The 23,976-nt window shown below is 61.5% G+C and carries 20 protein-coding genes; 8 read left to right on the forward strand and 12 right to left on the reverse strand.

What is annotated here, in order from left to right; genetic code table 11:
* Positions 1 to 140: 140 nt before the first annotated feature.
* Both nusA and ACVW0R_RS00810 read left to right on the forward strand, forming a co-directional pair.
* On the forward strand, positions 141 to 1,508 hold the full coding sequence (nusA, locus tag ACVW0R_RS00805) for a transcription termination factor NusA (protein WP_011429364.1): 1,368 nt from the start codon (positions 141 to 143) through the stop codon (positions 1,506 to 1,508).
* A gap of 55 nt (positions 1,509 to 1,563) precedes the next feature.
* The gene (locus ACVW0R_RS00810; RefSeq protein WP_011429365.1) at positions 1,564 to 2,211 is read left to right on the forward strand and encodes a flavin prenyltransferase UbiX; all 648 of its coding nucleotides are present in this window, start codon (positions 1,564 to 1,566) and stop codon (positions 2,209 to 2,211) included.
* Between the two features lie 141 nt (positions 2,212 to 2,352).
* Here ACVW0R_RS00810 and ACVW0R_RS00815 read toward each other — a convergent pair whose 3' ends face one another.
* Positions 2,353 to 3,423 carry an alpha/beta fold hydrolase gene (locus tag ACVW0R_RS00815; protein ID WP_099884263.1) on the reverse strand — a complete coding sequence of 357 codons (1,071 nt, stop codon included), beginning with the start codon at positions 3,421 to 3,423 and terminating at the stop codon, positions 2,353 to 2,355.
* Positions 3,424 to 3,916: 493 nt separating this feature from the next.
* Between ACVW0R_RS00815 and ACVW0R_RS00820 the strand changes: the two genes are divergently transcribed.
* The 3 genes from ACVW0R_RS00820 to cbiE are packed head-to-tail and all read left to right on the forward strand — an operon-like array spanning position 3,917 to position 6,727.
* Positions 3,917 to 4,546 (forward strand): cobalt-precorrin-8X methylmutase, encoded by a 630-nt coding sequence (locus ACVW0R_RS00820; protein WP_011429368.1) that lies wholly within the window; start codon positions 3,917 to 3,919, stop codon positions 4,544 to 4,546.
* Between the two features lie 33 nt (positions 4,547 to 4,579).
* Positions 4,580 to 5,467, forward strand: a complete 888-nt coding sequence (locus ACVW0R_RS00825; protein ID WP_457501482.1) for a hypothetical protein — start codon at positions 4,580 to 4,582, stop codon at positions 5,465 to 5,467.
* Positions 5,468 to 6,727: a precorrin-6y C5,15-methyltransferase (decarboxylating) subunit CbiE gene (gene cbiE / locus ACVW0R_RS00830; RefSeq protein ID WP_099812468.1), complete on the forward strand. Its 1,260-nt coding sequence runs from the start codon at positions 5,468 to 5,470 to the stop codon at positions 6,725 to 6,727.
* 34 nt (positions 6,728 to 6,761) lie between these two features.
* Here the strand turns inward: cbiE and ACVW0R_RS00835 are convergent, their stop codons facing one another.
* The gene (locus ACVW0R_RS00835) at positions 6,762 to 7,358 is read right to left on the reverse strand and encodes a LabA-like NYN domain-containing protein (protein ID WP_011429371.1); all 597 of its coding nucleotides are present in this window, start codon (positions 7,356 to 7,358) and stop codon (positions 6,762 to 6,764) included.
* Positions 7,359 to 7,548: 190 nt separating this feature from the next.
* On the opposite strand from ACVW0R_RS00835, the gene sfsA reads away from it, so the two are divergent.
* The 3 genes from sfsA (at position 7,549) to msrA (ending at position 9,845) form a co-directional block, all read left to right on the forward strand.
* A complete protein-coding gene (gene sfsA, locus ACVW0R_RS00840; RefSeq protein WP_011429372.1) occupies positions 7,549 to 8,268 on the forward strand; it encodes a DNA/RNA nuclease SfsA in 720 nt (239 codons plus the stop codon).
* A 24-nt stretch (positions 8,269 to 8,292) separates the two neighbouring features.
* Positions 8,293 to 9,078, forward strand: a complete 786-nt coding sequence (gene xth, locus ACVW0R_RS00845; RefSeq protein ID WP_457501483.1) for an exodeoxyribonuclease III — start codon at positions 8,293 to 8,295, stop codon at positions 9,076 to 9,078.
* A gap of 98 nt (positions 9,079 to 9,176) precedes the next feature.
* On the forward strand, positions 9,177 to 9,845 hold the full coding sequence (gene msrA, locus ACVW0R_RS00850; RefSeq protein ID WP_099812466.1) for a peptide-methionine (S)-S-oxide reductase MsrA: 669 nt from the start codon (positions 9,177 to 9,179) through the stop codon (positions 9,843 to 9,845).
* A 113-nt stretch (positions 9,846 to 9,958) separates the two neighbouring features.
* Here msrA and cysW read toward each other — a convergent pair whose 3' ends face one another.
* From cysW to pflB, 10 genes are all read right to left on the reverse strand, one after another.
* Positions 9,959 to 10,798: a sulfate ABC transporter permease subunit CysW gene (cysW, locus tag ACVW0R_RS00855; RefSeq protein WP_099812465.1), complete on the reverse strand. Its 840-nt coding sequence runs from the start codon at positions 10,796 to 10,798 to the stop codon at positions 9,959 to 9,961.
* Complete coding sequence (gene cysT / locus ACVW0R_RS00860; RefSeq protein WP_099812464.1) at positions 10,788 to 11,600, reverse strand: sulfate ABC transporter permease subunit CysT; 813 nt, start codon at positions 11,598 to 11,600, stop codon at positions 10,788 to 10,790. Before cysT ends, cysW begins: the two co-directional genes overlap by 11 nt.
* 6 nt (positions 11,601 to 11,606) lie before the next feature.
* Positions 11,607 to 12,686 carry a sulfate/molybdate ABC transporter ATP-binding protein gene (locus tag ACVW0R_RS00865; RefSeq protein ID WP_099812463.1) on the reverse strand — a complete coding sequence of 360 codons (1,080 nt, stop codon included), beginning with the start codon at positions 12,684 to 12,686 and terminating at the stop codon, positions 11,607 to 11,609.
* A 139-nt stretch (positions 12,687 to 12,825) separates the two neighbouring features.
* Positions 12,826 to 13,866: a sulfate ABC transporter substrate-binding protein gene (locus ACVW0R_RS00870; RefSeq protein ID WP_457501484.1), complete on the reverse strand. Its 1,041-nt coding sequence runs from the start codon at positions 13,864 to 13,866 to the stop codon at positions 12,826 to 12,828.
* 68 nt (positions 13,867 to 13,934) lie between these two features.
* Positions 13,935 to 16,712 carry a bifunctional acetate--CoA ligase family protein/GNAT family N-acetyltransferase gene (locus ACVW0R_RS00875; RefSeq protein ID WP_457501485.1) on the reverse strand — a complete coding sequence of 926 codons (2,778 nt, stop codon included), beginning with the start codon at positions 16,710 to 16,712 and terminating at the stop codon, positions 13,935 to 13,937.
* Positions 16,713 to 16,737: 25 nt separating this feature from the next.
* Positions 16,738 to 19,368: a bifunctional acetaldehyde-CoA/alcohol dehydrogenase gene (adhE, locus tag ACVW0R_RS00880; RefSeq protein WP_457501486.1), complete on the reverse strand. Its 2,631-nt coding sequence runs from the start codon at positions 19,366 to 19,368 to the stop codon at positions 16,738 to 16,740.
* A gap of 90 nt (positions 19,369 to 19,458) precedes the next feature.
* Positions 19,459 to 19,869 (reverse strand): OsmC family protein, encoded by a 411-nt coding sequence (locus ACVW0R_RS00885; RefSeq protein WP_011429381.1) that lies wholly within the window; start codon positions 19,867 to 19,869, stop codon positions 19,459 to 19,461.
* A 181-nt stretch (positions 19,870 to 20,050) separates the two neighbouring features.
* Entirely contained in the window at positions 20,051 to 20,803 is a 753-nt protein-coding gene (gene pflA, locus ACVW0R_RS00890) for a pyruvate formate-lyase-activating protein (RefSeq protein ID WP_011429382.1), read from the reverse strand.
* A gap of 161 nt (positions 20,804 to 20,964) precedes the next feature.
* Entirely contained in the window at positions 20,965 to 21,342 is a 378-nt protein-coding gene (locus ACVW0R_RS00895; protein ID WP_011429383.1) for a pentapeptide repeat-containing protein, read from the reverse strand.
* Positions 21,343 to 21,428: 86 nt separating this feature from the next.
* Positions 21,429 to 23,735 (reverse strand): formate C-acetyltransferase, encoded by a 2,307-nt coding sequence (gene pflB / locus ACVW0R_RS00900; protein WP_414508716.1) that lies wholly within the window; start codon positions 23,733 to 23,735, stop codon positions 21,429 to 21,431.
* Positions 23,736 to 23,976: the final 241 nt, after the last annotated feature.

Consider the following 23,976-nt stretch of genomic DNA (forward strand, 5'->3'; position numbering starts at 1 on the left):
ACGTTCGAGCGCGAAGTGTGTTGCCCTGTCTTCGCGTCGGAGCTGCCTGCTGTGCGGCGATGCATTTCCCGTCAGGATTGCGGAGCAACAGTGATAGCAGTTTCATCCCAGCTTAAGTTGCATTAGGAGGACAACAGCTTATGTCGATGGTGCCTCTGCCCGGTTTGGCAGAAATGGTGGAGATGATCTCGCGGGAGCGCAACTTGCCCCGCCATGCGGTCACCAACGCCTTGCGGGAGGCGCTGCTCAAGGGCTACGAACGCTACCGCAAAACCATTCAGCGAGATGTCGTCTTTGAAGAAGACCACTTCCGCAACTTCGATGTAGAGCTGGATGTGGAGGCAGGGGGCTTTCGCATTTTGGCCACCAAAACCATTGTCGAGGAGGTACGGGATCCAGATCACGAGATCTCCCTGTACGACGTGCAGCAGGACTACCCGGAAGCCGAAGTTGGCTGGGAAGTAACCAATGACGTCACTCCCCAACAGGCGGAGTTTGGCCGCATGGCGGCCATCCAAACCAAGCAGGTGCTGGCCCAGAAGTTGCGTGACCAGCAGCGCCGCCTGATTCAAGAAGAGTTCCGCGACCTGGAAAATACCGTGTTGCAGGCACGGGTGCTGCGCACGGAGCGGCAGACGGTGATCATGGCGGTATCCAGCGGTTTTGGGCAGCCGGAGGTGGAAGCCGAACTGCCCAAGAAGGAGCAGTTGGCCAGCGATCGCTACACCCCCAACGCGGTGATGAAGGTCTACCTCAAAAAGGTATACGAGGGATCCCGGCGGGGGCCGCAGCTTTTGGTTTCTCGGGCCGACGCCGGCTTGGTGGTGAACCTGTTCGCCAACGAGGTGCCGGAGATCGAAGAGGACATTGTGCGCATCGTGGCGGTGGCGCGGGAGGCCAACCCGCCTTCCCGCAACGTGGGGCCGCGCACCAAGATTGCCGTCGATACCGTGGAGCGGGACGTGGATCCGGTGGGGGCCTGTATTGGGGCAAGGGGATCCCGGATTCAGGCGGTGGTGGCAGAGCTGCGCAACGAGAAGATCGACGTCATCCGCTGGTCGCCGGATCCGGCCACCTACATCGCCAACGCCCTCAGCCCGGCCAAGGTGGTGGAGGTGCGGTTGGTGGATCCGGAGATCCAACAGGCCCATGTGCTGGTGACCAGCGACCAGCTCAGCCTGGCCATCGGCAAAGAGGGGCAAAATGTGCGCCTGGCCGCTCGCCTCACTGGCTGGAAAATTGACATCAAGGAAGTGGAGAGCTACCGGGCAGCGCTGGAGGAGGCGCAAGCGCAGGGGCTGCCGTATCCCTTCATCACGCCGGCGGCTTTGGAGCGCTTCCGGCGGCGGGAAGAGCGAGCCGCTTTGGGGCTGGACGAGGAGTACCCAGAGAAGCTTCGCCTAGAGGAGGAGCTGGAAGAGGACGATAGGCTGGAGGAAGACTGGGTCGAGGAAGACGAGGACTTCGACTACGACGCCGAGTTCGACATCGCCCAGCCCAAGGCCTAGAGCCGAGGGGCCTCGGCAGTCGGTAAACTGAGGTAAAGACCCTTTCCGCCTGCCCTTGAACTCCTCCCAGCCGATCATCCTTGGTATATCGGGCGCCTCCGGGATGCTCTACGCCGTGCGCGCCCTACACGTTCTGCTCAGCCTGGATTACCGCGTCGAGGTGGTGGCCTCCAAAGCGGCCTATCAGGTGTGGCAAGGGGAGCAAGGGGTGCCGTTGCCGGCAGATCCCCAGCGGCAGGCCCAGTTTTGGCGGCAGCAGGCCGAAAGCGAGGGCGGATCCTTGGTCTGCCACCGCTGGCAAGATGTGGGGGCAACCATTGCCAGCGGCTCCTACCGCACGCAGGGGATGTTGGTGATCCCATGCAGCATGGGCACGGTAGCCAAGTTGGCCGCTGGGCTGAGCTCTGACCTGCTGGAGCGGGCGGCTGACGTGCAGCTCAAAGAAGGCCGCCGCCTGGTCATCGTGCCGCGGGAAACCCCCTTCAGCCTCATTCACCTGCGCAACCTGACCATCCTGGCAGAGGCAGGGGCGCGCATCGTCCCGGCCATTCCGGCCTGGTACCACCAGCCGCGTACCCTCTTGGACTTGGTGGACTTTGTGGTGGTGAAGGCCCTGGATCAGTTTGGCATCGACAGCGACCTCATCCAGCGCTGGCAGGGGATGCGTCAGCGTCAGATCCTCAAGCTGCCCCCCGAGGACTAAAGGGATCCCTTGGCCCTCATCCCTAGCCGCTTTCCCAACCGGAGAGGGAGGTTCCCACCTAGCGCGATCATTCATTCATACATAAGGTTTCACCGCTAGCAGGGAGGGCACTGCTGAACCTGGGCAGGGGAACTGGCTGGACTAGCCAGCCGCGGGATTCTTGCGAAGGTGGGTGGACAAGTTAGGGCAAGTCTCCAGGCTAGCTGCCCACTCACTAATGAGGGTGTTGACCCAGTGGGGCAGCTCGTCGTGAGCGCAGTGGCCCACCCCTGGCAGCTTCACCAACGTAAGAGCCGGCTGCCAGCGCTTAAACTGATCCGCCAAAAAGCTGGGCACCGCCGGATCTTCCTGGCCCCAGAGGAGGAGAATGGGCATCTTGAGCGTGGGCAACAGGCGCTTGGGACTGTCGAAGCGGCGGCAGAGAATGGCCCTCAGGCTATCCAAAAACACGTGGGCTGCCCCCGGCTCAAAGGCCGGCCTCTGGAAGATCTGCACCAGCTCCTCGTCCACCTGCTCGTCCCGCTTGTAGACATTTTTGATCCAGGCCCGCAGCACCTCGGTTTGTCGCAGCCAGTTAAACAAATGAGGATAGGTGAGCGGGCAGCCCAAAACAGCCAGGATCCCTTCGCAAAGGGCCTGCACCAACACATCCCAAGGAGGGGACAATTCTTCGGGGTGAGGCCCATCGGCACAACTGATCAAGCACAAACCCTTCACCATCTGGGGATAGCGGGCAGCCACAATCACCCCCACCAGGCCCCCAATGGAATGGCCTACCAGGAGGCTGGGCTGCTGGATGTGGGTTCGCCAAAACTCGTACACCTGCTCGACCCACAGATCGACGCTGTAGGCGATCTCCGGCTTGGCACTCTCGCCAAATCCCAGCAGGTCGAGAGCATAGACGGAGCGCTGGGATCCCAGAGGAACAATGTTGTGGCGCCAATGGCCCACCGAGGCCCCAAAGCCATGGATCAAGATGGCCGGAGCCGCCGTCAAGTTCACCTGGCCGCTGGCGGTTTGGGCGCGACTGGGGGTGTAGGTGAAATGAATAGGCCAGCCGCGCCAGAGCCAGGTTTGGGAATGACCATAGCGAGGAAGCCCTGAGACGGGATCCCTGCTGCCGACCGAAGAGGGGGGCGTCGCAAGGGAGGGGAAACCTGCCCCGCCGACAGCAGCAGAGGGAGAAGAAGAAGGAGGGTTATGTTCAGGCAAGGGAGGATTGACACTCCCACCGCCTAAGGGCGGGGGATTCTTACGCAGTCCACAAAAGAACCCATAACGGCGTTGTCAAAGCGCCTCTAGACAGTTCCTTAAGGCAAAGCCCCAAGGTTCTGCTTACTTCTCGCTCCAGAGGATTTGTTGCTGCTCGGGTTTTTCACCGTAGTTAGCGTTTTCCCCTGGTCTGGCTAGGATTATAGCAGTTAGCAACTAAAGTCGCTAGCGGGCTTTTCCGCCCCGCACTAAAGTGCGGGGCTACCAAGCTATCCTTTTGTATGTGACAACAGCAGGCCCACCTCCATCAGGATAGACCGATCTTAGCGGTTGCTGGAGGGCGTCTAGAGTGGACTGGAGGGGCGTTTCTCTCAGATAACCCTCTTGAGCGGCTTTTTCTGGACATTCCCCACCCCTTTTTCCAAACAAAACCGCTTGCGTCAACAGGATGGAGAAAACCCTCCTGCCAGATGTGGCTCTGCCTACCGATCCCATGATGGATGAAACAGCTTGGATAGACCCCATTACAGCGGCCAGCTTCCGCCAGATTGACCAAGAGATCGGCCCCCATCCCTGGCAAGGGATCCCCTATGAGATCGTGCGCCGCGCCATCCACGCCACCGCTGACTTCGAGCTGCGGGATCGCTTTGTGTTCAGCCCCACGGCAGTTGAGGCGGGACTGGCGGCCCTGCGGCAACGACGGCCGCTGGTGGTGGATGTGCGGATGGTGGCCGCCGGGATCCAAGCTGGCCTCGCGGCGCAGGGGATCCCGCTCCATTGCGCTTTGGACTGGGCAGAAGAGCCTCTTGAAGCCGGGCAAACGCGCACGGCCCAGGGGATGGTCAAGGTAGCCCGGCGCTACCCGGAAGCGATCTTTGTCGTCGGCAACGCGCCCACGGCGCTGCTGGCGCTGGTGGAAGAGATGCGGGCCCAGCGGATCCGGCCCAGCCTGGTGATCGGGGTGCCAGTGGGCTTTGTGGCAGTGGAAGAGGCCAAACGGGCGCTAGCGCAAACGGATGTCCCCCAGATTCGGGTGGAGGGCCGCAAAGGCGGATCCCCGGTGGCCGCTGCCATCGTCAATGCCCTACTGCTGGCCGCCCGCCGGGATCCCATCCCCAACTGACTAGAATTGGAACGACATCTTCAGACCTTTCCCATGACCCCCGAACAAGAGGAGTGGCTGATCCGCAACCTTCAGCTTCAACAAGAACAGCTTCAAGAGATCCGAGCCGAACAGCAGAGAGCTGCCGAGCGGTTTGAGGCCCAGATGACGGAGATGCGGCAGGCCTTTGCCGCCCAAATTGCCGAGATCCGAGCCGAGCAGCAGCGGGCCGCCGAGCGTTTCTCCGCCGAGATCGCCGAGATCCGAACTGAGCAGCAGCGGGCTGCCGAGCGCTTTGAGGCTCAGATGACGGAGATGCGGCAGGCCTTTGCCGCCCAAATTGCCGAGATCCGGGCCGAGCAGCAGCGGGCCGCCGAGCGTTTCTCCGCCGAGATCGCCGAACTCCGGGCTGAGCGGCAACAAGCTGCCGAGCGGTTTGAGGCTCAGATGACGGAGATGCGGCAGGCCTTTGCCGCCCAAATTGCCGAGATCCGGGCCGAGCAGCAGCGGGCTGCCGAGCGTTTCTCCGCCGAGATCGCCGAGATCCGAACTGAGCAGCAGCGGGCTGCCGAGCGCTTTGAGGTCCAGATGGCCGCAATGCGAGCCGAGCGGCAGGCCATCGAAGCCCAGCTCCAGACCGAAATCCAGGAGATCCGGACGCTGATTCAGCACAACCAGGAGCGGATTCGCCAGAACGAAGAGCGGGGAGATGAGCTGGAGAGGGCCATCCAGGAATCCCGCCGCGATATGCAGGCCGGCTTTGCCGAGCTGAGGGAGGCGCAAGCCCTGATGATGGAGCAATTCCGGGAGCGGGATGGCCGCCTGATCGAGGCTCATCTGGGCTTTATTCGGGAAATGCGGGAGATGCAGCGGGAAGTGGCGGAGTTGCGCCTGGATTTTCTCAACCACATGCGCCAGTACCACCCGCCTGTCGAACGCTAGATGGCTACGACAACATCTGGCCGATCACCTCAGCTTGCGGTTATAGGGGTAGCAGCAGATGGCTCGGTGGCCTCTTGGGCGATTCCCCCCCTCTCCCAAGCGCAAACCTTGGCCGGGCCCTCCAGCTTGCTGCAGCACTTTGCTGACCATCCGGCCCGCCAGATCCGGCTTACTGGACCAGTGGAAAGTTGGATCCCGCTTTTGCAAAAGGAGCTGGCGCAGGGATCCCTGGTTTTGTTGGCCAGCGGGGATCCGCTGTTTTTTGGGATTGGGCGCCTGTTAACGCAGTACTTCCCGGCGGAGCAACTGGCCTTTTATCCCCAAGTCAGCTCAGTGCAGTTGGCCCTCAACCGCCTGCAGATCCCCTGGCAGGAGGCCACCATCCTCAGCCTGCACGGGCGGGGGGTGGAGCGGTTGCAAGACGCCCTTAGGCAGGGATCCCCTCTTATTGTGGCCCTGACCGATCCGGAGCACACCCCGGCGGCGGTGGCCCAGTTTATCGCCGACCTGCGGCTGCCGGTGCGCTACCAGGGCTGGGTGTGCAGCCAACTGGGATCCCCCCACGAGCAGATCCTGCCCCTGCAAGAAGGGGAGAAATCTGCCTTCCCCAGCCCCAACTTGGTGGTGTTGCGGCGCGTTGAGCCGGAACCGGATCCCCGCCGCTGGCCTTTGGTGGGGATCCCGGACGACCAGTTCCACACCTTTCCCGACCAGCCCGGCCTGATCACCAAGCAGCCCATCCGACTGCTCACGCTGGGGGCGCTGCAACTGCCGCGGCAGGGAGTGGTGTGGGATATCGGGGCCGGCACCGGTTCCGTAGCCGTGGAGATCGCCCGCCTCTCCCCCCAGCTCCAGGTCTATGCCATCGAGCGCAACGCCACAGGCATTTGTCTTATCCGGCGCAACCGCCAACGCTTCGATCTGGAAAACCTGCACGTGATCCCGGGGACAGCGCCCCGGGTGCTGGCCGACCTGCCGGATCCGGAGCGGGTGTTGCTGGGGGGAGGCGGCAAAGGGATCCGCGATCTGCTGCCGGCGGTGGCGGCCCGCCTGCGGCCTGAGGGGATCTTGGTGGCTAACTTCGCCACCCTGGAAACCTGCAGCGAAGCTCTGCAATGGCTGCGCTCGCGGGGCTGGCAGGTGCGGGTGGAACACATCCAGATCTCCCGTTCCACGGCCTTGGCCGAGGGCACCCGCTTTTCCCCGCTCAACCCCGTTTACCTGCTGCAAGGGATCCCTTCAAATTTGAGGTTGCAGTAACGGCCTCGTCGCCCTGCCCCCAGCTGGGGGCAATTTACCCCTCGTCCTCCTCATCGGTGGTGAAGCTCGGTCGGTACAGGTAGGAGGGGCGGTTGGTCTTCTTAATTTGATCCTTGATGGACTCCAGGTCGATGTAGCGATCCGCCAAGTTAATTAGCTGGTCGCTGGTCATCGAGCGCAGGCTAACTACCTCCACCCGCGCCCCTTGGTAGCTGACGGCATTGACTGCATAGGCCAGATCCCCATCGCCGCTCACCAGCACCGCCGTCTCGTACCAGCGCACCAGCGACAACATGTCCACAGCGATTTCCACATCTAGATTGGCCCGCTTGGAGCCATCGGGCAGTTGGGTCAGCTCTTTGGTAACCACACGGTAGCCGTTGCGGCGCATCCAGAGCAAAAACCCCTGCTGCTTTTCGTTGTTGCGATCGACGCCGGTGTAGAAAAAGGAGCGCAGGAGGGGAGAACGGCCGGTCAGCGTCTTCAGCAGGCGGGTGTAGTCGATCTCAATGCCCATCTGTAGGGCGGCATAGAAGAGGTTGGATCCGTCGATAAAGATGGCCACGCGCCCACGGTCGTCCTGGAAGGGATCCGGGGGCTGAAAGCCGGGCTCAGGATCAAGACGCAACATTCGGGCTTTCTTCTCCAAGTTTTGGCAAAGGGATAGAAAAAGATAAAGTATTAAAAGCTATAGGAACAAGGCGTCGGCAAAAAAGGCCCTGGCTGGAGAGATACGTCATTTACCCTAGCGCAGGAAGCTCCCTCCACCCGGAAGACTTCCAAAATCCTAAAGAAAAATACTCACCGGAGGACGCTTGCAGATGCCCGCCCAAGAGGGGCCGCCCCCTTACTGTTTTTCCACCCCCTTGCGCAGGGGGGTGTTGCGCAGCCGCTACCGGCGCTTCTTTGCCGAGGTGGAGCTGGAAAATGGGCAACCGGTAACCGCTCACTGCCCCAACACCGGGCCGATGACGGGGGTTTGCCAGGTGGGAGCGCCTGTGTACCTCTCCTATCACCCCGATCCCAAGCGCAAATTGGCCTACACCTGGGAGATGATCCAGGTGGAAGGGGTGTGGGTGGGGATCAACACCGGCCTGCCCAATCGCCTGGTGGAATGGGGGCTGGCACGAGGGTGGTTTCCCCAATTGGCGGAGTTCTCCCGCTGGCAACGGGAAGTGACTTGCGGCAGGAGCAAAATCGACTTCCTGCTGATGGGAGACTCTGGCTTGGCCTACCTAGAGGTTAAAAATACCACTTGGGCCGTGGGATCCCGCGCCCTGTTTCCCGATACGGTGACGACTCGCGGCCAAAAGCACCTGGAAGATCTCATCGAGATCCGCCGGCAAGGGCAGCGGGCTCTGCTGCTGTATTGGATCAACCGCGCCGATTGCACCGAGTTTGCCCCCGGCGAAGAACGGGATCCCCGCTATGCCCATCTGTTTCGCCAGGCGCTGCAGGCTGGGGTTGAGGTGCTGCCCTACCGGATCGCGGTCTCGCCACAGGGGATCCGTCCGCTGGGTTTGGCCAAAATAGTGGCCTGAGCGTCGTCTTGGAAACCTGCTGCCATGCAAGTGGCCACCTGGAACGTCAACTCCATTCGCACCCGGCTGCCCCAGGTTTTGGCTTGGCTGGACAAGCAGGGATCCCTGGATGTGCTCTGCTTGCAGGAGACCAAGGTGGTGGATGCGGACTTTCCCCGCGCGCCCTTTGAGGAGCGAGGCTTTTACGTAGAAGTGTACGGGCAGAAAGCCTACAACGGCGTTGCCCTGATCAGCCGGGAGGTGCCGGAAAAAGTAGAGCGTGGCTTTGGGGCCCTGCTGCCGCCAGCGGCGGAGCTGGACGAGCAAAAGCGGCTGATCGGCGGCCTCTACCGCGGCATCCGCATTCTCAACCTCTACGTGCCCAATGGCGAGGCGGTGGGATCCGACAAGTACGCTTACAAATTGCACTGGTTGGCCCGCCTGAAGGATTACCTCAACATCGCCCTGGGCCAGGGGCAGCCCATCCTCCTCTGCGGCGACTTCAACATTGCCCCCGAAGACCGGGATATTTACGATCCCCGCAAAGCCGGGGAAATCATGGCCTCGGAGCCGGAGCGGCAGGCCCTGCGGGAGATCCTGGCTTTGGGGTTTGAGGATGCCTTTCGCAAATTCACCCCGGATCCCGGACATTTTAGCTGGTGGGACTACCGCGGGGGTGGGTTCCAGAAGAACCGCGGCTGGCGCATCGATCACTTCTACCTTTCCCCTCTGCTCCAGGACAAAGCTACTGCCTGCTGGATCGACGTCGAACCGCGGCGGGCACAAAAGCCCAGCGACCATGCCCCTGTGGTTGTGGAGCTGGCAATCTGAAATCCCCAGGCTGCTCGCTTGCCAATCCTTAATTTCAAGACAACAGCGGCCACCTGCGTTAGGCTGATAAGTGTTAACGAATGTATCGGGCTATCGCGATGGCGCTCTTTGGTTTTGGCAAATTGGGCAAGAAACTGACCCTGCCCACCCCGGAGGAGGCTTTGCCGGGCCGCTCCGAGCCAATGGCGATCGTTAACCGGCACTACGTCAAGGGCACGCCGCTAAAGCCCCCCTTTCCGGAGGGCATGGAGCTGGCCCTGTTCGGCATGGGCTGCTTCTGGGGAGCCGAGCGCAAGTTTTGGCAGTTGCCGGGAGTGTTCACTACTGCGGTGGGCTACGCCGGCGGGTATACTCCCAACCCAACCTATGAGGAGGTTTGCACCGGCTTGACCGGCCACAACGAGGTGGTGCGGGTGGTTTACGATCCGGCTCAAATCAGCTACCTGCAGCTTTTGAAGGTGTTTTGGGAAAACCACGATCCCACCCAAGGGATGCGGCAGGGCAATGATGTGGGCACCCAGTATCGCTCCGGCATCTACGTCTATTCCCAGGCCCAGCAGGAGCTGGCAGAAAAAACCCGCGATCTCTACCAGCAAGCCCTGAGCGCCCACGGCTACGGCCAGATCACCACTGAGATCCTGGACGCCCCAGAGTTCTACTACGCCGAAGACTACCACCAGCAATACCTGGCCAAGAATCCGCGCGGCTACTGCGGCTTGGGCGGCACCAAAGTTCCCTTGCCAGAGCTGGCTGCCGAGTCTGTTTGAGCCACACCCTGGCCGTCCCACCCTCACCCCCGGCCCCTCTCCCTGAGGGAGAGGGAAGTTAGAGCGGCGCGTTCGTGATGAGGTTGCCTAGCGATAAGGATCCCAAAGAAGGCCTAGAAGATGCGGCGGGAAGGGGATCCCCGCTCTAGCAGCTCCTTGGCCACCAGGGTCACCACTGCCAGCAAGGAGAGCACCACCGCTGCCGCATAGGCCGAGCCCGTGGCATAGCTGCGGTAGGCATCTTCCACAAACAAGGGAAGGGTCTGGGTACGGCCGATGATGTTGCCGGAGACCACGGCCACCGCCCCGAACTCCCCCATGGCGCGGGCATTGGTCAGGATGACGCCGTAGAGAAGGCCCCAGCGGATGTTGGGCAGGGTGATGCGCAAGAAGATCTGCCAGGAATTGGCCCCCAGCGTTTTGGCGGCCTCTTCCTCTTCGGTGCCGGCCTCTTCCAACACCGGCAGCACCTCCCGCACCACAAAGGGCAAAGTGATGAAAGCGGTGGCCAGCACAATGCCCGGAAAGGCAAAAATGACCCGCAGATTCCAGGATCCCAGCCAACCCTGACGGCCAAAGATCAGCACCAGCATCAGGCCGGCCACCACTGGCGAAATGGAAAAGGGCAGATCGATGAGGCTGAGCAGCAAGGCCCGCCCCGGAAAACGGCGGCGAGCCAGGGCCAAGGCGGCACAGAGGCCGAAAAGGGTATTGAGAGGCACGACAACCAAGGCAGTCAGCACCGTCAATCGGAGGGCACTGAGCAGCTCCCGCTCGGTCAGGTGCTGCAGAAAAGCTGGGATCCCTTCTCGAAACGCTTGGTAGAAGATGTTCACCACCGGGATCCCAAGCAGCAGGGCAATGTAGAGCCCGACAATGCCGATCAACAGGCCCGACAGCCAAGGGTTTGTCGATGGCTCCGGTTGGACCCCCGATATCCCGTCAGGTTTCATGGCGACTTCCCCAAGCTTGCAGAAGGTTAATCACCACCAGCGACAAGAAAGAGATCCCCAGCATCACTGTCCCGATTACCGTTGCCCCGGCATAGTCGTACTGTTCCAGCCGCTGGATCACCAGCACTGCCGCGATGAGATCCCGGAAGGGGATGCTGGAGGCGATGATAACGATGGAGCCATATTCGCCCACAGCGCGGGAAAACCCCAGGGCCACCCCGGTTAAAACAGCGGGCAAAATCTGGGGCAGCACCACCCGCCAGAAGGTCTGCCAGCGGGAGGCGCCCAAACTCCAGGCCGCTTCTTCCACCTCTTGTTCCAGCTCCTGCAGCACTGGCTGCACCGTCCGCACCACAAAGGGAAAAGAGATAAACAGCATCGCCACCCCCACCCCCAAGCGAGTGAAGGCAATGCGGATCCCCAAGGGGGCCAACAGGGATCCAATCCAGCCGTTGCTGCTGTAAACCGTCGCCAGGGTGAGGCCGGCAACAGCCGTGGGCAGGGCAAAGGGCAGATCGATCAACCCCTCGAGGAGCTTTTTGCCGGGAAAGGTGTAGCGCACCAACACCCAAGCCGTCAGGGTGCCCATTACACCATTCACTAAGGCCGCCAGCAGCGCAGTTACAAAAGTAACTTCATAGGCGGAGAGGGCCACCGGATCCGTCGCGATCCGCCAAAACTCCGCCCAGCCCACGCTGCTGGACTTGGCGATCAAGGCGGCCAGCGGCAGGGCCAACATCAGGAAGAGATAGCCCAAGCTCAGCCGCCACGGCCAAGACAGTTGAAACCCAGCTTGCTGCAACTTTCCTCAAGCTCCCAGCGACATCGGACTTCGTCCCGCCGTCGCCAGCGGGGTCATGGCAGTTTTCTTGTCGTTTTTTTTGAGGGGAAAGGCCTTGACCACCTTGGGACGGACATAGACCTGCTGCCCCACCTGCAGCGGCTGGCTGGCGTATTGATCCCGGCTCAGGTGGGCCCAGAGGGATCCGCCATCGCTCAAGACCAGCTCCGCCTGGATCTCCCGCCCCAGGTGGATGATCGCTTTTACCCACGCGGGGACGCCGCTGCTATTGGGGTTGACCTCGATCTGCACATCGTGGGGGCGCAAGAAAAGCTGGTGCGGGCCGGCCTGCGCCTCGGGAAGCTGGCAAGATAACAGGGAGCGGGGAGAGAGCTCGTTAACCGGGCCGATAAAGCTCATGACAAAGGGGGTGGCCGGGTGATCGTAGATCTCGGCAGGGGATCCCACCTGCTCGATCCGCCCCTGGTTCATGACCACGATCTGGTCGGCCACCTCCATGGCCTCCTCTTGGTCGTGGGTAACCAAGACGGTGGTGACGTGCACCTTGTCGTGCAGGCGCCGCAGCCACTGGCGCAGCTCCTTGCGCACCCTGGCATCCAGCGCCCCAAAAGGCTCGTCCAAAAGCAATACCTGCGGCTCCACCGCCAAGGCGCGGGCCAGGGCCACCCGCTGCCGCTGCCCCCCCGAAAGCTGCGAGGGATAGCGATCCCCAAACCCCGACAGTTGCACCAGCTCCAACAGCTCGTCCACCCGCGCCCGGATCTCGGCCCGCGAAGCTTTGCGGATCTCCAGGCCAAAGGCAATGTTCTGCCGCACCGTCATGTGCTTGAACAGGGCGTAGTGCTGGAAGACAAAGCCAACATTGCGCTCCTGGACGCTGGCGTGGGTGGCATCCCGACCGGTGAGGAAAATCCGCCCCGTGTCCGGCTTTTCTAGACCAGCAATGAGGCGCAAGAGGGTGGATTTGCCCGAACCCGACGGCCCCAACAGGGCGACCAGGGATCCCGTGGGAATGGTGAGATCCGTAGGGTGGAGGGCCTGAAACTGCCCAAAACGCTTCGATACCCCTGCGATGGTGATGCCCATAGGTTCTGCCTAGCTAAGGGTTGGCCGGACGGCGTTTCTGACGAAGGAGGGAGCCTCTAATCTACGGTAAACCTGTCAACAAACCGTTGATACAGCCCCCAGGATACCCCGAACGGGGAGAGGAAGACAAGGGATCGGTCTACAACTGGGCTTGGATGCGGTCAAACAAAGCCCCGTCGGCAAAGAAGCGGTTCTGGACAGCTTCCCAGCCGCCCAGGTCGGCGACAGTCACCAGATTTTTGATGGGAGGGTAGCGCCAGGCAAACTCTTGGGCCACCGTGGGCTCCACCGGCCGAAAACCCACCTCGGCAAAGGCCCGCTGCGCCTCGGGCGTAAAGAGATAGTCTACAAAGGCTTCGGCCACGGCGCGGGTGCCCTTGCGGTCTACGTTGGCATCCACCACCGCTACCGGGTTGTCGATGGAAATGTTGGGATCCGGCACCAGGTAGGGCAGGGGCTGGCCGCGCAGGCCGGCCAGGATTACCTCATGTTCGTAGGTAAGCAGAACATCCCCCTGCCCTTTTTGGAAGAAGACATCGGTGGCCTCCCGCGAGTCCCGCGGCAGGACGCGGACATTTTTGTAGACCTGGGTGGCGAACTCCAGGGCCTGAGGTTCAGGGACAGCGCTCCAGAGGGCCAAAAAGTTCCAGCGGGCGCCCCCTGAGGTTTTGGGGTTGGCAGTAACCACCTGCAAGCCAGGCCGAGCCAGATCCGTCCAGGAGCGGATATCGTGGGGGTTGCCCTCCCGCGTTACCATCACCACCACCGAACGGGTGACGATCCCTTGGTTGGGGGTGCGGCTTTCCCAGCCTGGCCGAATCAGGCCGGCAGCCACAATGCGCTCCACATCCAGGCCTAGGGCCAGGGCCACCACATCGGCATCCAGCCCCTCGATGACCGCCCGCGCCTGCGTTGCCGAGCCGGCGTAGCTGCTTTCCACCCGCACCCGTTGTCCGGTCTGGGCCAGCCAATGGGCCTCAAAGGCAGGGATGATCTGGCGGTAGGCATCGCGGGTCACCGCAAAAGAAGCCAGAAGAATCCTCACTTCCCCGTGGGATCCCGCCCCGCCGCCGCAGCCACCCAGCCCCAGCAGAAGTCCTAGAACCAGGGATCCCAGCCCCAGCCACCGCCCCACTCTCGCCGACCAGGCCACCGCGATGGGTAATCTGTTCACAGCCATCCCCAAAAGCTTCTCATCCTCAACCCTCTCCCCAAAGGCGCGGGAAGGTTGGGCGCCAGGGATCTATTCTACGGTAAGCCGGTCGGTAAACCGTTTTTAGAGCCAGGGCTAGCTAGGCAGGGCGTGGGGAGCGCTGCATCGGCAGCAAGATCCAACGTGGCCCTGAGGAGGCCGGGATCCTCTGGGGAGGGGAGCAACTGGAACCCCAAGCGCCTACACAGGCGGCGCATGCCCTCGTTTTCGCTGAGCACCTCGCCGGCCAGGCGCTGGATCCCTTCGCAGCGGGCCACCTGAATCAGGCGGGTCAGCAGCTCCGTGCCGATCCCCTGCCGTTGATAGGGATCCGCCACCAGCAGGGCAAACTCCGCCTCTTCGGGGAGGCCGTGTCTTTTGGAGAGGCGGCTGATGCCGAGGATTGTGGCTTCTGGCTCCTGTTTTTCCGCCACCAGGGCGATCTCGCGGTCGTAGTCGTTGAAGCAGATGCGGATTAAGCGCTCGTGGGCGATGCGGGCGCTGTATTTGATGGGGTGGAAGTAGCGCAGGTAGATGCTGTAGTCGGAGACGTGGCGATGAAACTGGATTACCAGCGGCTCGTCTTCAGGGCGGATGGGGCGGATGGTGATGCCGTCCCGGAAGGGCCAGATGTACTGGGTGGGATAGGGGCGGATGGCCAACGGCACCGGTGGTTCTTGCTCTGAGCGCAGAATGACGCGGGCATCCAAAGCCACCAGCCCCTCGCCCGAGGCCAGCAGGGGGTTGATGTCGATCTCCTTGATCTCCCGCTGTTCGGCCACCAGTTGGCTGAAGCGCACCAAAAGCTGTTCCAGCGCTTCCAGCTTGACGGCTCGGCGCCCCCGCACCCCCTTGAGGGCCTTGTAGATGAGGGTATTCTCCATCAGGCGCCGCGCCAAGGTGGTGTTGAGGGGGGGAAGGCCGATGGCGCGATCCTGGAACACTTCCACCAATTGGCCGCCGCTGCCAAACAGCAACACCGGCCCAAACTGGGGATCCTCGCTGCTGCCCAGGATCAGCTCGTAGCCGTCGGTGCGGATCATCGGCTGCACCGTCACCCCTTGGAAGTGCTGGGATCCGGCTTTTTCGGCAACATTGGTCTGGATCTGCCGGTAGGCCCGCCGCACGGCTTCGGCATCGGGCAGGTTGAGCTGCACGCCGCCCACATCGGTCTTGTGGGTGAGGGTGTGGGAGTAGAGCTTGAGCACCACCGGGTAGCCGATTTGTTCGGCGGCCTCTACAGCCGCTTCCGGGCTCTCGGCCACCCGCGTGGGCACCACCGGGATCCCGTAGGCGGCCAGGAGCTCCTTGGACTCGACCTCGGTCAGGAGCGTGCGGCCTTGCCGCCGGGCTTGGCTGAGGATTGGCTGCACCCTCTCGCGCTCGACCGCTGTTGCAGGGGGCAGCGCGGGGGTTTCGTAGAGGGCCTTGAGGTTGTCGCTGAAGCGCCACAGATAGCTGAACACCCGCGCCGCCTGATCCGGATAGCGGTAGGTGGGGATCCCGGCCTGGTTGAGGATCTGCTCGCCGGCATCCACCAGGGCTCCCCCCATCCAACTGGCCAGGATGGGTTGGCGAGATCCGCTGCGCCGCCAGGTCTCCACCACCTTGGCGGCCGTGGCGGTGGGATCTGTCATCGCCTGGGGGGTGAGGATCACCAGACAGCCCTGGCTGCCGGGATCCCGCAGCACGATCTCCAGCGCCTGGGCAAAGCGCTCCGGCCCGGCATCGCCCAAAACGTCGATGGGGTTGCCGTGGCTCCAGTGGGGCGGCAGGATCTGGCTGAGCTGCTCCAGCGTCTCCGGGGCAAGAGAGGCCAGGGATCCGCCGGCGCGAATGAGGGCGTCGGTGGCCAGCACCCCTGGCCCGCCGGCATTGGTGAGGATGCTGAGGTGGGGCCCTTGCGGACGGGGCTGTTTGGCCAGCACCTCCGCCATGTCGAAGAGATCTTCAATGTGATCCACCCGCAGCACGCCGCAGCGGCGGAAGGCCGCATCCAAAACCGCGTCGCTGCCGGTGAGGGATCCCGTGTGGGAGGCCGCCGCCTGGGCCGCCGCCTGGGTGCGCCCCGCCTTGATGACGATGATGGGCTTGCTCAGCGCCACCTCGCGGGCCGCCGACAAAAACGACCGCGCATCCCCGACGGATTCCATGTAGAGGACGATGCTGTGGGTATGGGGATCCTGGCCCAGGTAGTCGATGAGATCCCCCCAGCCCACATCCAGCATCGATCCCAGGGAGATAAAGGCGCTAAAGCCGACATTTTCCTGCAGGCTCCAGTCTAGGATCGAGGTGCAGAGGGCCCCGCTTTGGCTGATAAAGCCCACGTTGCCGGGCCGGGCCATCTGGGCCGCAAAGGTGGCATTTAGGCCCGTGTGGGGGTTTTGGATCCCCAGGCAGTTGGGGCCAATCAGGCGCAGCTTGCCGCGGGCAGCCTCTTGGATGGCCTTTTCCAGCTCCAGCCCCTCGGGGCCGATTTCCTTAAAGCCCGCCGAGAGGACAATAGCTCCCTTGACGCCGGCCTCGACGCATTCTTGAATAACCGCCGGCACCCCGGCTGCCGGGATGGCGATGATGGCCAGATCCACCGGCTCCGGCAAAGCAGACAGCCGCTCATAGGCCCGGATGCCCAACACCTGGTGCCGCTTGGGGTTGACCGGGTAGACCGTGCCCCCAAACGGGTGGCTGATCAGGTTCCACAAGACCGTGCGCCCAACACTGCCCTCCCGCTCTGTTGCCCCCACCACCGCCACCGAGCGGGGCAGAAAAATGGGATCTAAGGGGTGGGATCTGGCCTTCCAGATGTCGAGGCTGGGGTCAGGGCGGCGCCGCATGGGCTTACTCCTCAATGTCTGGTGACTAGGCCAACACCGGCTCCGGCTGGTGGTAGAGGGCAGCCTCCACCCGGCAGCCCCGGTAGGCCAAGACGTACAGCTCCTTCATGTCCTGAATCAGCGGGTAGCGGGGGTTGGCGCCGGTGCATTGATCATCGAAAGCCTGCTCCGCCATCGCCTCCAGACGGTCGTAGAACGCCTGCTCGCTCTCGCTGAGGGCCTCGCGGATGGTAGCCGGGATCCCCAGCTTCCGCTTGAGCTCCTCGATGGCCTCAATGAGGCGCATGACCTTTTCATCATCATTGGCTCCGCCCAACTGCAGGTAATCGGCAATCTCGGCATAGCGGTGCTTGGCGTTGGGGTAGCGGTATTGGGGGAAGATGGCCTGCTTAAAGGGGGCGTCGGTGGCGTTGTAGCGGATGACGTGGGTAATCATCAGGGCATTGGCCAGGCCGTGGGGCAGGTGGAAGGTGGATCCCAGCTTGTGGGCCAAGGAGTGGCACACCCCCAAAAAGGCGTTGGCAAAGGCCATGCCGGCAATGGTGGCGGCGTAGTGGACTTTTTCTCTGGCTTCTGGATCTTCGGCCCCCTTCTCGTAGGCCCGCGGCAGGTAGGTCATCAGCAGCTTAATCGCCTGCAGCGCCAGCCCATCGGTAAACTCGCTGGCCATCACCGAGACATAGGCTTCCAGGGCATGGGTAAGGGCATCGAGGCCGCCGTAGGCGGTTAGCTTCTTGGGCATCTTCAAAGTGAGATCCGGATCCACGATGGCCATGCTGGGGGTGAGGGCGTAGTCGGCCAGTGGGTACTTGATCCCCACCCGGTCGTCGGTGACTACGGCAAAGGGCGTCACCTCGGATCCCGTCCCGGAAGTGGTGGGGATGCAGACCAGTTGGGCTTTTTGCCCCAGCGGCGGCAGCTCGTAGACCCGCTTGCGGATGTCCATAAAGCGCGTGGCCAGGCCTTCAAACTCCACCTGCGGCTGCTCGTACATCAGCCACATCACCTTGGCCGCGTCCATCGGGGATCCGCCCCCCACGGCGATGATCACATCCGGCTGGAATTGGCGCAACTGCTCCAGGCCGCGGTTGACGTTGCTGAGGGTGGGATCCGGCTCCACGTCGTGGTAGACATCCCACTTGATCTGCAGTTCGTCCAAAACCCGGGTAACCGCCTGCAGCACGCCCAGCTCGAAGAGGGGCCTATCGGTAACCAAAAAAGCCCGTTTTTTGCCGGCCAACTCCCGCAGCGCCACCGGTAGACATCCCGGCTTGAAGTAGATCTTGGGCGGCACCCGAAACCAGAGCATATTTTCCCGCCGGTAGGCCACCGTTTTAATGTTGAGCAGGTGGCGCGGCCCCACATTGTCCGAGACCGAATTGCCCCCCCAAGTGCCACAGCCTAGGGTGAGCGAGGGATCCAGCCTGAAGTTATAGAGATCCCCAATTGCTCCCTGGGAAGAGGGGGTGTTGATCAGCACCCGCGCTGTTTGTAGGGCATTTTCAAAGTAGGCAATATCGTCCCGATTGGCGGGATCGGTATACAAAACAGAGGTGTGGCCCCGCCCCCCGAAATTGACCACTTGGACGGCCATATCGACAGCGCTGGGGAAATCCTTGGCGCGGTAGAGGGCCAAAACAGGAGCCAATTTTTCGTAGGAAAACGGCTCTTCGGGCCCCACCTTCTCCACTTCCCCAATCAGCAGCTTGCTGCCTTCGGGTACCTGGATCCCGGCCAGAGCAGCGATGGTCTGCACCGATTGGCCAACAATAGCTGGATTGAGACGGCCATCCTTGAGGAGAATGCGGCGCACCGCTTGCGTCTGTTCCGGATCCAAAAAGTAGGCCCCTCGATGGCAAAACTCCGCCTTCACCTGCTCATAAACGGCCTCCACCACGATCACCGCCTGTTCCGAGGCGCAGATCATGCCGTTGTCAAAAGTTTTGCTGAGCAAGATCGAGCTGACGGCTGTGGGAATGTCGGCGCTGGCGTCGATCACCGCCGGCGTGTTGCCCGCCCCCACACCCAGCGAGGGGTGGCCGGAGGAATAGGCCGCCTTGACTAGGGCGGGGCCGCCGGTGGCCAGGATCAACTTCACCTCCGGATGTTGCATCAAAGCCTGAGACAGCTCGATGGTGGGCTCGTCGATCCAGCCGATCAACCCCACAGGCGCACCGGCTGCCTCAGCCGCCTCCTTGACCACCTTGGCCGCGGCAATGGTGCATCGTTTGGCGCGGGGGTGAGGGGAAAAGATGATGGCGTTGCGGGTTTTCAGGGTGATGAGAGCTTTGAAAATGGTTGTCGAAGTGGGGTTGGTGACTGGCACAATGCCCGCCAAAAGCCCCACCGGCTCGGCAATGCGCTCGTAGCCAAAACTCTCGTCCCGCTCGATGACGCCACAGGTTTTCTCGTGTTTGTATTTGTTGTAAATGTATTCAGAGGCAAAGTGATTTTTGATCACCTTGTCTTCCACAATCCCCATGCCGGTCTCTTCCACGGCCAGCTTGGCCAGCGGGATCCGTTCGTTGTTGGCGGCCAGGGCAGCTTTGTGAAAGATCCGATCCACCTGTTCCTGGGTGAAGGTGGCATACTCAGCCTGGGCAGCTTTTACCTGTTGGATCAGAGCTTCCAGTTCCTCGAGGTTGGTGACAGGCATAGGTGGATCCTCCAAAATTACATCCATACAGGTTAAAAGTTGAGGCAACCGTTAGAAATTGCTGCAAGACTCCATGGGCCTGCTGACCGGCTAAGCGCCAACAGGCGCGGGAACCTGGATCTCAGTGGTCATTTTTGGGGGATGGGTAAGGGTGTTGTGGATGATGCACGCATCGACTGCCTTTTCCAACCCTTTTTGGTGTTTTTCGTCGAGCGGGATCCCACTTTTCACCCGAATGCAAATGTTGTCTAGGCGGGCAGGGTGCTCGACTTTATCTGCGGTAACAACCACTTCCAGCCCTTTGGGATCCAACTGCCGCGCTTCCAAATACTTGACGGCATAGAACCCCACACAAGCACCCAAAGAGGCCAAAAACCACTCCGGCGGCGTCATTCCCTGATCTTGGCCGTGGTTGTCCAAAGGCTGATCGCTGAGGATGCGATGGCCGCGGCTTTGGGCTTGAAATTGAACGCCATTTTGGTAGGTTACGCGCACTTCCACCGGGGATCCCTCCTCATTTTTGGAGCTACCAGAGTTGGCAAGCTGCTAGACTATTGGGTTCAACTAAGTTCAACTTAGCATTACCTTGGAGACAGCCTAAGGACTTTAGAGATGACTTTGGGATCAGGCTGGCTCAAGTCAGAATTGGCTCTAGTTTTGTTGCTGTCGCTCCAGCGATAAACTAAACTGCCACCAATCCCCGCTCGCGAAAGATCTGCAAAGCGTGGTTGATCTGTTCCGGGGTGGGCGGCTGAACATCGCTGAGGGTATAGGGCAATCCCAACTGCTGCCATTTGTATTCCCCCATCTTGTGAAAGGGCAAAACTTCCACCCGCTCCACGTTGGAGAGCGTGGCCACAAACTCGGCCAAGCCCTTGATGTTTTCCTCGGGATCTGTTAGCCCGGGAACCAGCACAAAACGAATCCAGGTGGGCTTGTGAATCTGATCCAAATAGCGAGCCAGATCGAGAGTGGGCTGCAGCGAAACGCCGGTAACTTTGCGATAGAGCTCCGGCAGATAGGACTTGATATCCAGTAGCACCAAGTCTGTATGGGCCAACACCGGCTTGGCCACGCCCAAGGGCGCATAGCCGGAAGTATCTAGAGCCGTGTGCAAGTCCAGCTCATGGCAGCGGCGGAAAATCTCCGCCACAAAGTTGGGCTGCATCAACGGTTCCCCCCCGCTGGCCGTGACTCCCCCGCCCTTGAGGTAGTAGTTGCGGCAGCGCTGGATCTCCGCCATGAGGGAATCCACCGTCACCACCTGGCCGGCATTGGGATCCCGACAGTCGGGATTGTGGCAGTACAGACAGCGCAGAGGACAGCCCTGCAGAAAGATAACAAAGCGGATCCCTGGCCCATCTACCGTGCCACAGGTCTCGACCGAGTGAATGCGGCCGGTTATCGGCGTCAAGGGGTTGAGCGGGGTATCCATACTTCTATCCTCAACAGCTTTTGCAAAATATCAATTAATCTTGAGGTTTTCTTCCCAATTGCTGTCTATGCTGCGCACACCATGGTTTTGTCTCTTTTGAGATTTGGGCTTTACCCGAACTGGGTTTTGCTTAACAGTTGACAACCCCTGGAAAGACCCCCCTACTGGGAAACACCTGCCGAGATGTTGTGCAGGCGATGGGCTTTGGGATCAAAGCCCGCCGGGAAATGGGTATAGGCATCGTAATCGGCGTGATCCAGCAAAGCCCCCTCCAAGAGGGCACCGCGGAAATCGCTGCCGAAAAGCAGGCATCCCCGCAGATCCGCTCCCGATAGGTTGGCGCCGGTGAAATCGGCAAAGCTGAGGTCACACCCCCGCAGGTTGGCGCCTGCCAGGTTGGCCCCTCTGAAATCAGCAGAGCGCAGGTCGGCACCGGCTAGGTGGATGCCCCGCAAGTCGGCCTGGGGCAGCTCGATCTCCTGGAAATCGCGCCGTCCCGCCGCGTAGTCTCTAACCAAGTCCAAAACGCTATAGCTCATCGAACCTCCTTGCTTGGGGAGGGGGATCCCTTCCCTCGACCCTGCTACGGGCAGCCTTCCGGGATCCCCCACTCCGCCGTTTTCCGTTAGAAGTGTTGGTGGAAGGTGCGGTTAATCACATCCAGTTGTTGCTCGCGGGTGAGCTTGATGAAGTTCACCGCGTAGCCAGACACTCGGATGGTGAGCTGGGGATAGAGCTCGGGGTGCTCCATGGCCTGCAGCAGGGTCTCGCGGTTGAGGACGTTGACGTTGAGGTGAAAGCCGCCATCCCGCATGTAGCCGTCCAGCAGCCCCACCAGGTTGGCAACCCGCTCCTCGGCGGTGCGACCTAGGGCCGCCGGCACAATCGAGAAGGTGTTGGAGATGCCATCCAGGGCGTCGTCGTAGGGCAGCTTGGCCACAGAAGCCAGCGAGGCCACCGCCCCCTTGGTGTCCCGGCCGTGCATGGGGTTGGCCCCCGGCGCAAAGGGCTCGCCGGCCCGCCGCCCATCGGGGGTGTTGCCGGTTTTTTTGCCGTAGACCACGTTGGAGGTGATGGTGAGGATGGACTGGGTGGGGATGGCGTTGCGGTAGGTCTTGTGCTTGCGCAGCTCCGCCATGAAGGTCTGCACCAATTGCACCGCCATCTGGTCAACCCGGTCGTCGTTGTTGCCGTATTTGGGGAAGTCCCCCTCCACCGCGTAATCCACCACCAGGCCGCGCTCGTCCCGGATAGCCCGCACCCGCGCGTACTTGATGGCCGAGAGGGAATCCGCCACCACCGACAGGCCGGCCAGGCCAAAGGCCATGGTGCGCAGCACGTCCCGGTCGTGCAGGGCCATCTCCAGGCGCTCGTAGCAGTACTTGTCGTGCATGTAGTGGATGATGTTCATGGTGTTGACGTAGGTCTTGGCCAGCCAGGCCATCATCTGCACCAGGCGCGGCCACACCTCGTCATACTCCAGCACCTCAGAAGTAATGGGGGCATAGGCCGGGGCCACCTGCTCGCCGGAGATCTCGTCCCGGCCGCCATTGATGGCATAGAGTAGGCACTTGGCCAGGTTGACCCGCGCCCCAAAAAACTGCATCTGCTTGCCGATGCGCATGGCCGACACGCAGCAGGCGATGCCGTAGTCATCCCCCCAGTAGGGGCGCATCAGGTCGTCGTTTTCGTACTGGATGGAGCTGGTTTCGATGGAGACCTTGGCGCAGTAGCGCTTGAAGGCTTCCGGCAGCCGCTCCGACCAGAGCACCGTCAGGTTGGGCTCCGGTGCCGGCCCCAGGTTGTAGAGGGTATGCAGCATGCGGAAGCTGGTCTTGGTAACCAGAGGCCGCCCATCCAGCCCCATGCCGCCGATGCACTCGGTTACCCAGGTGGGATCCCCGCTAAAGAGCTCGTTGTACTCCGGCGTGCGCAAAAACCTGACCATGCGCAGCTTCATGACAAAGTGGTCGATGAGCTCTTGGGCCTCTTCCTCGGTGAGGATCCCGGCCTGCAGATCCCGCTCGATGTAGATGTCTAGGAACGTGGAGACCCGCCCCAGGGACATGGCAGCGCCATTTTGCTCTTTGACGGCTGCCAGGTAGGCCAGGTACAGCCACTGGATGGCCTCGCGGGCGTTGCTGGCCGGACGGCCCAGGTCAAAGCCGTAGCTGGCCCCCATTTCCTTGAGCTCGTGTAGGGCTTTGATCTGCTCCGAGAGCTCCTCCCGCAGGCGGATGGTTTCTTCATCCATCGTGTCCAGGTCGAGGCTGGCTTTTTGCGCCTCCTTGTCCTCAATCAGCCGATCCACCCCATAGAGGGCCACCCGCCGGTAGTCGCCGATGATGCGGCCCCGCCCATAGGCGTCCGGCAAGCCCGTGATGATGCCAGAGCGGCGGCAGCGGCGCATCTCCTCCGTGTAGGCGTCGAAAACCCCGTCGTTGTGGGTCTTGCGGTACTTGGTAAAGATTTCCTTAACCTTTGGATCCAGCTCGTAGCCGTAGGCCTTGAGGGCCGTCTCCACCATGCGGATGCCGCCGAACGGCATAATGGCCCGCTTCAGGGGCTTGTCGGTCTGTAGGCCTACAATTTGCTCCAGCTCCCGGTCGATATAGCCCGGCGGGTGGCTGGTGATGCTGGAAGGAAGGTCCGTGTCGGCATCCAAAACCCCCCGCTCCCGCTCCAGCGCCATCAAATCCTTAACCTTGGCCCACAGCCGCTGCGTGCGTTCGCTGGCCGGCGCCAAGAAGCTTTCGTCGCCGGTGTAGGGAGTGTAATTGCGCTGAATAAAATCTCGGACATCAATGCAGCGTTGCCACCGTCCCGGCAGAAAATCTCTCCCAATCGTTTGATCGGATACTTTGCGTTCTGTGGTTTTTTGGGCCTTCGATTCTGTAGATAAAGCTACAGAACGCTGCGCGCTTGCTATCATAACAATCCTCCCGGCTATTACGCCTAACAACTCCGCCAATAGGCTGGCGACAGGGCGAGGCGACGCCTCAGCAGCTGCCAAAAGCTACAACAATCTTTGCAAAAGGGAAGGTCTAGCCACTCACTTGAGGGAGAGCTTTTAGCAACTCTGCTGTTTCTTTTTTTAGATGTTGGCCCTACACCTCGCCCACTTCAATTTTAGTCTCTTGCCCTGGGAAGATGTTTTTGTGGGCGCATTTTTA

It is taken from the genome of Thermostichus sp. MS-CIW-15 (assembly GCF_054060575.1).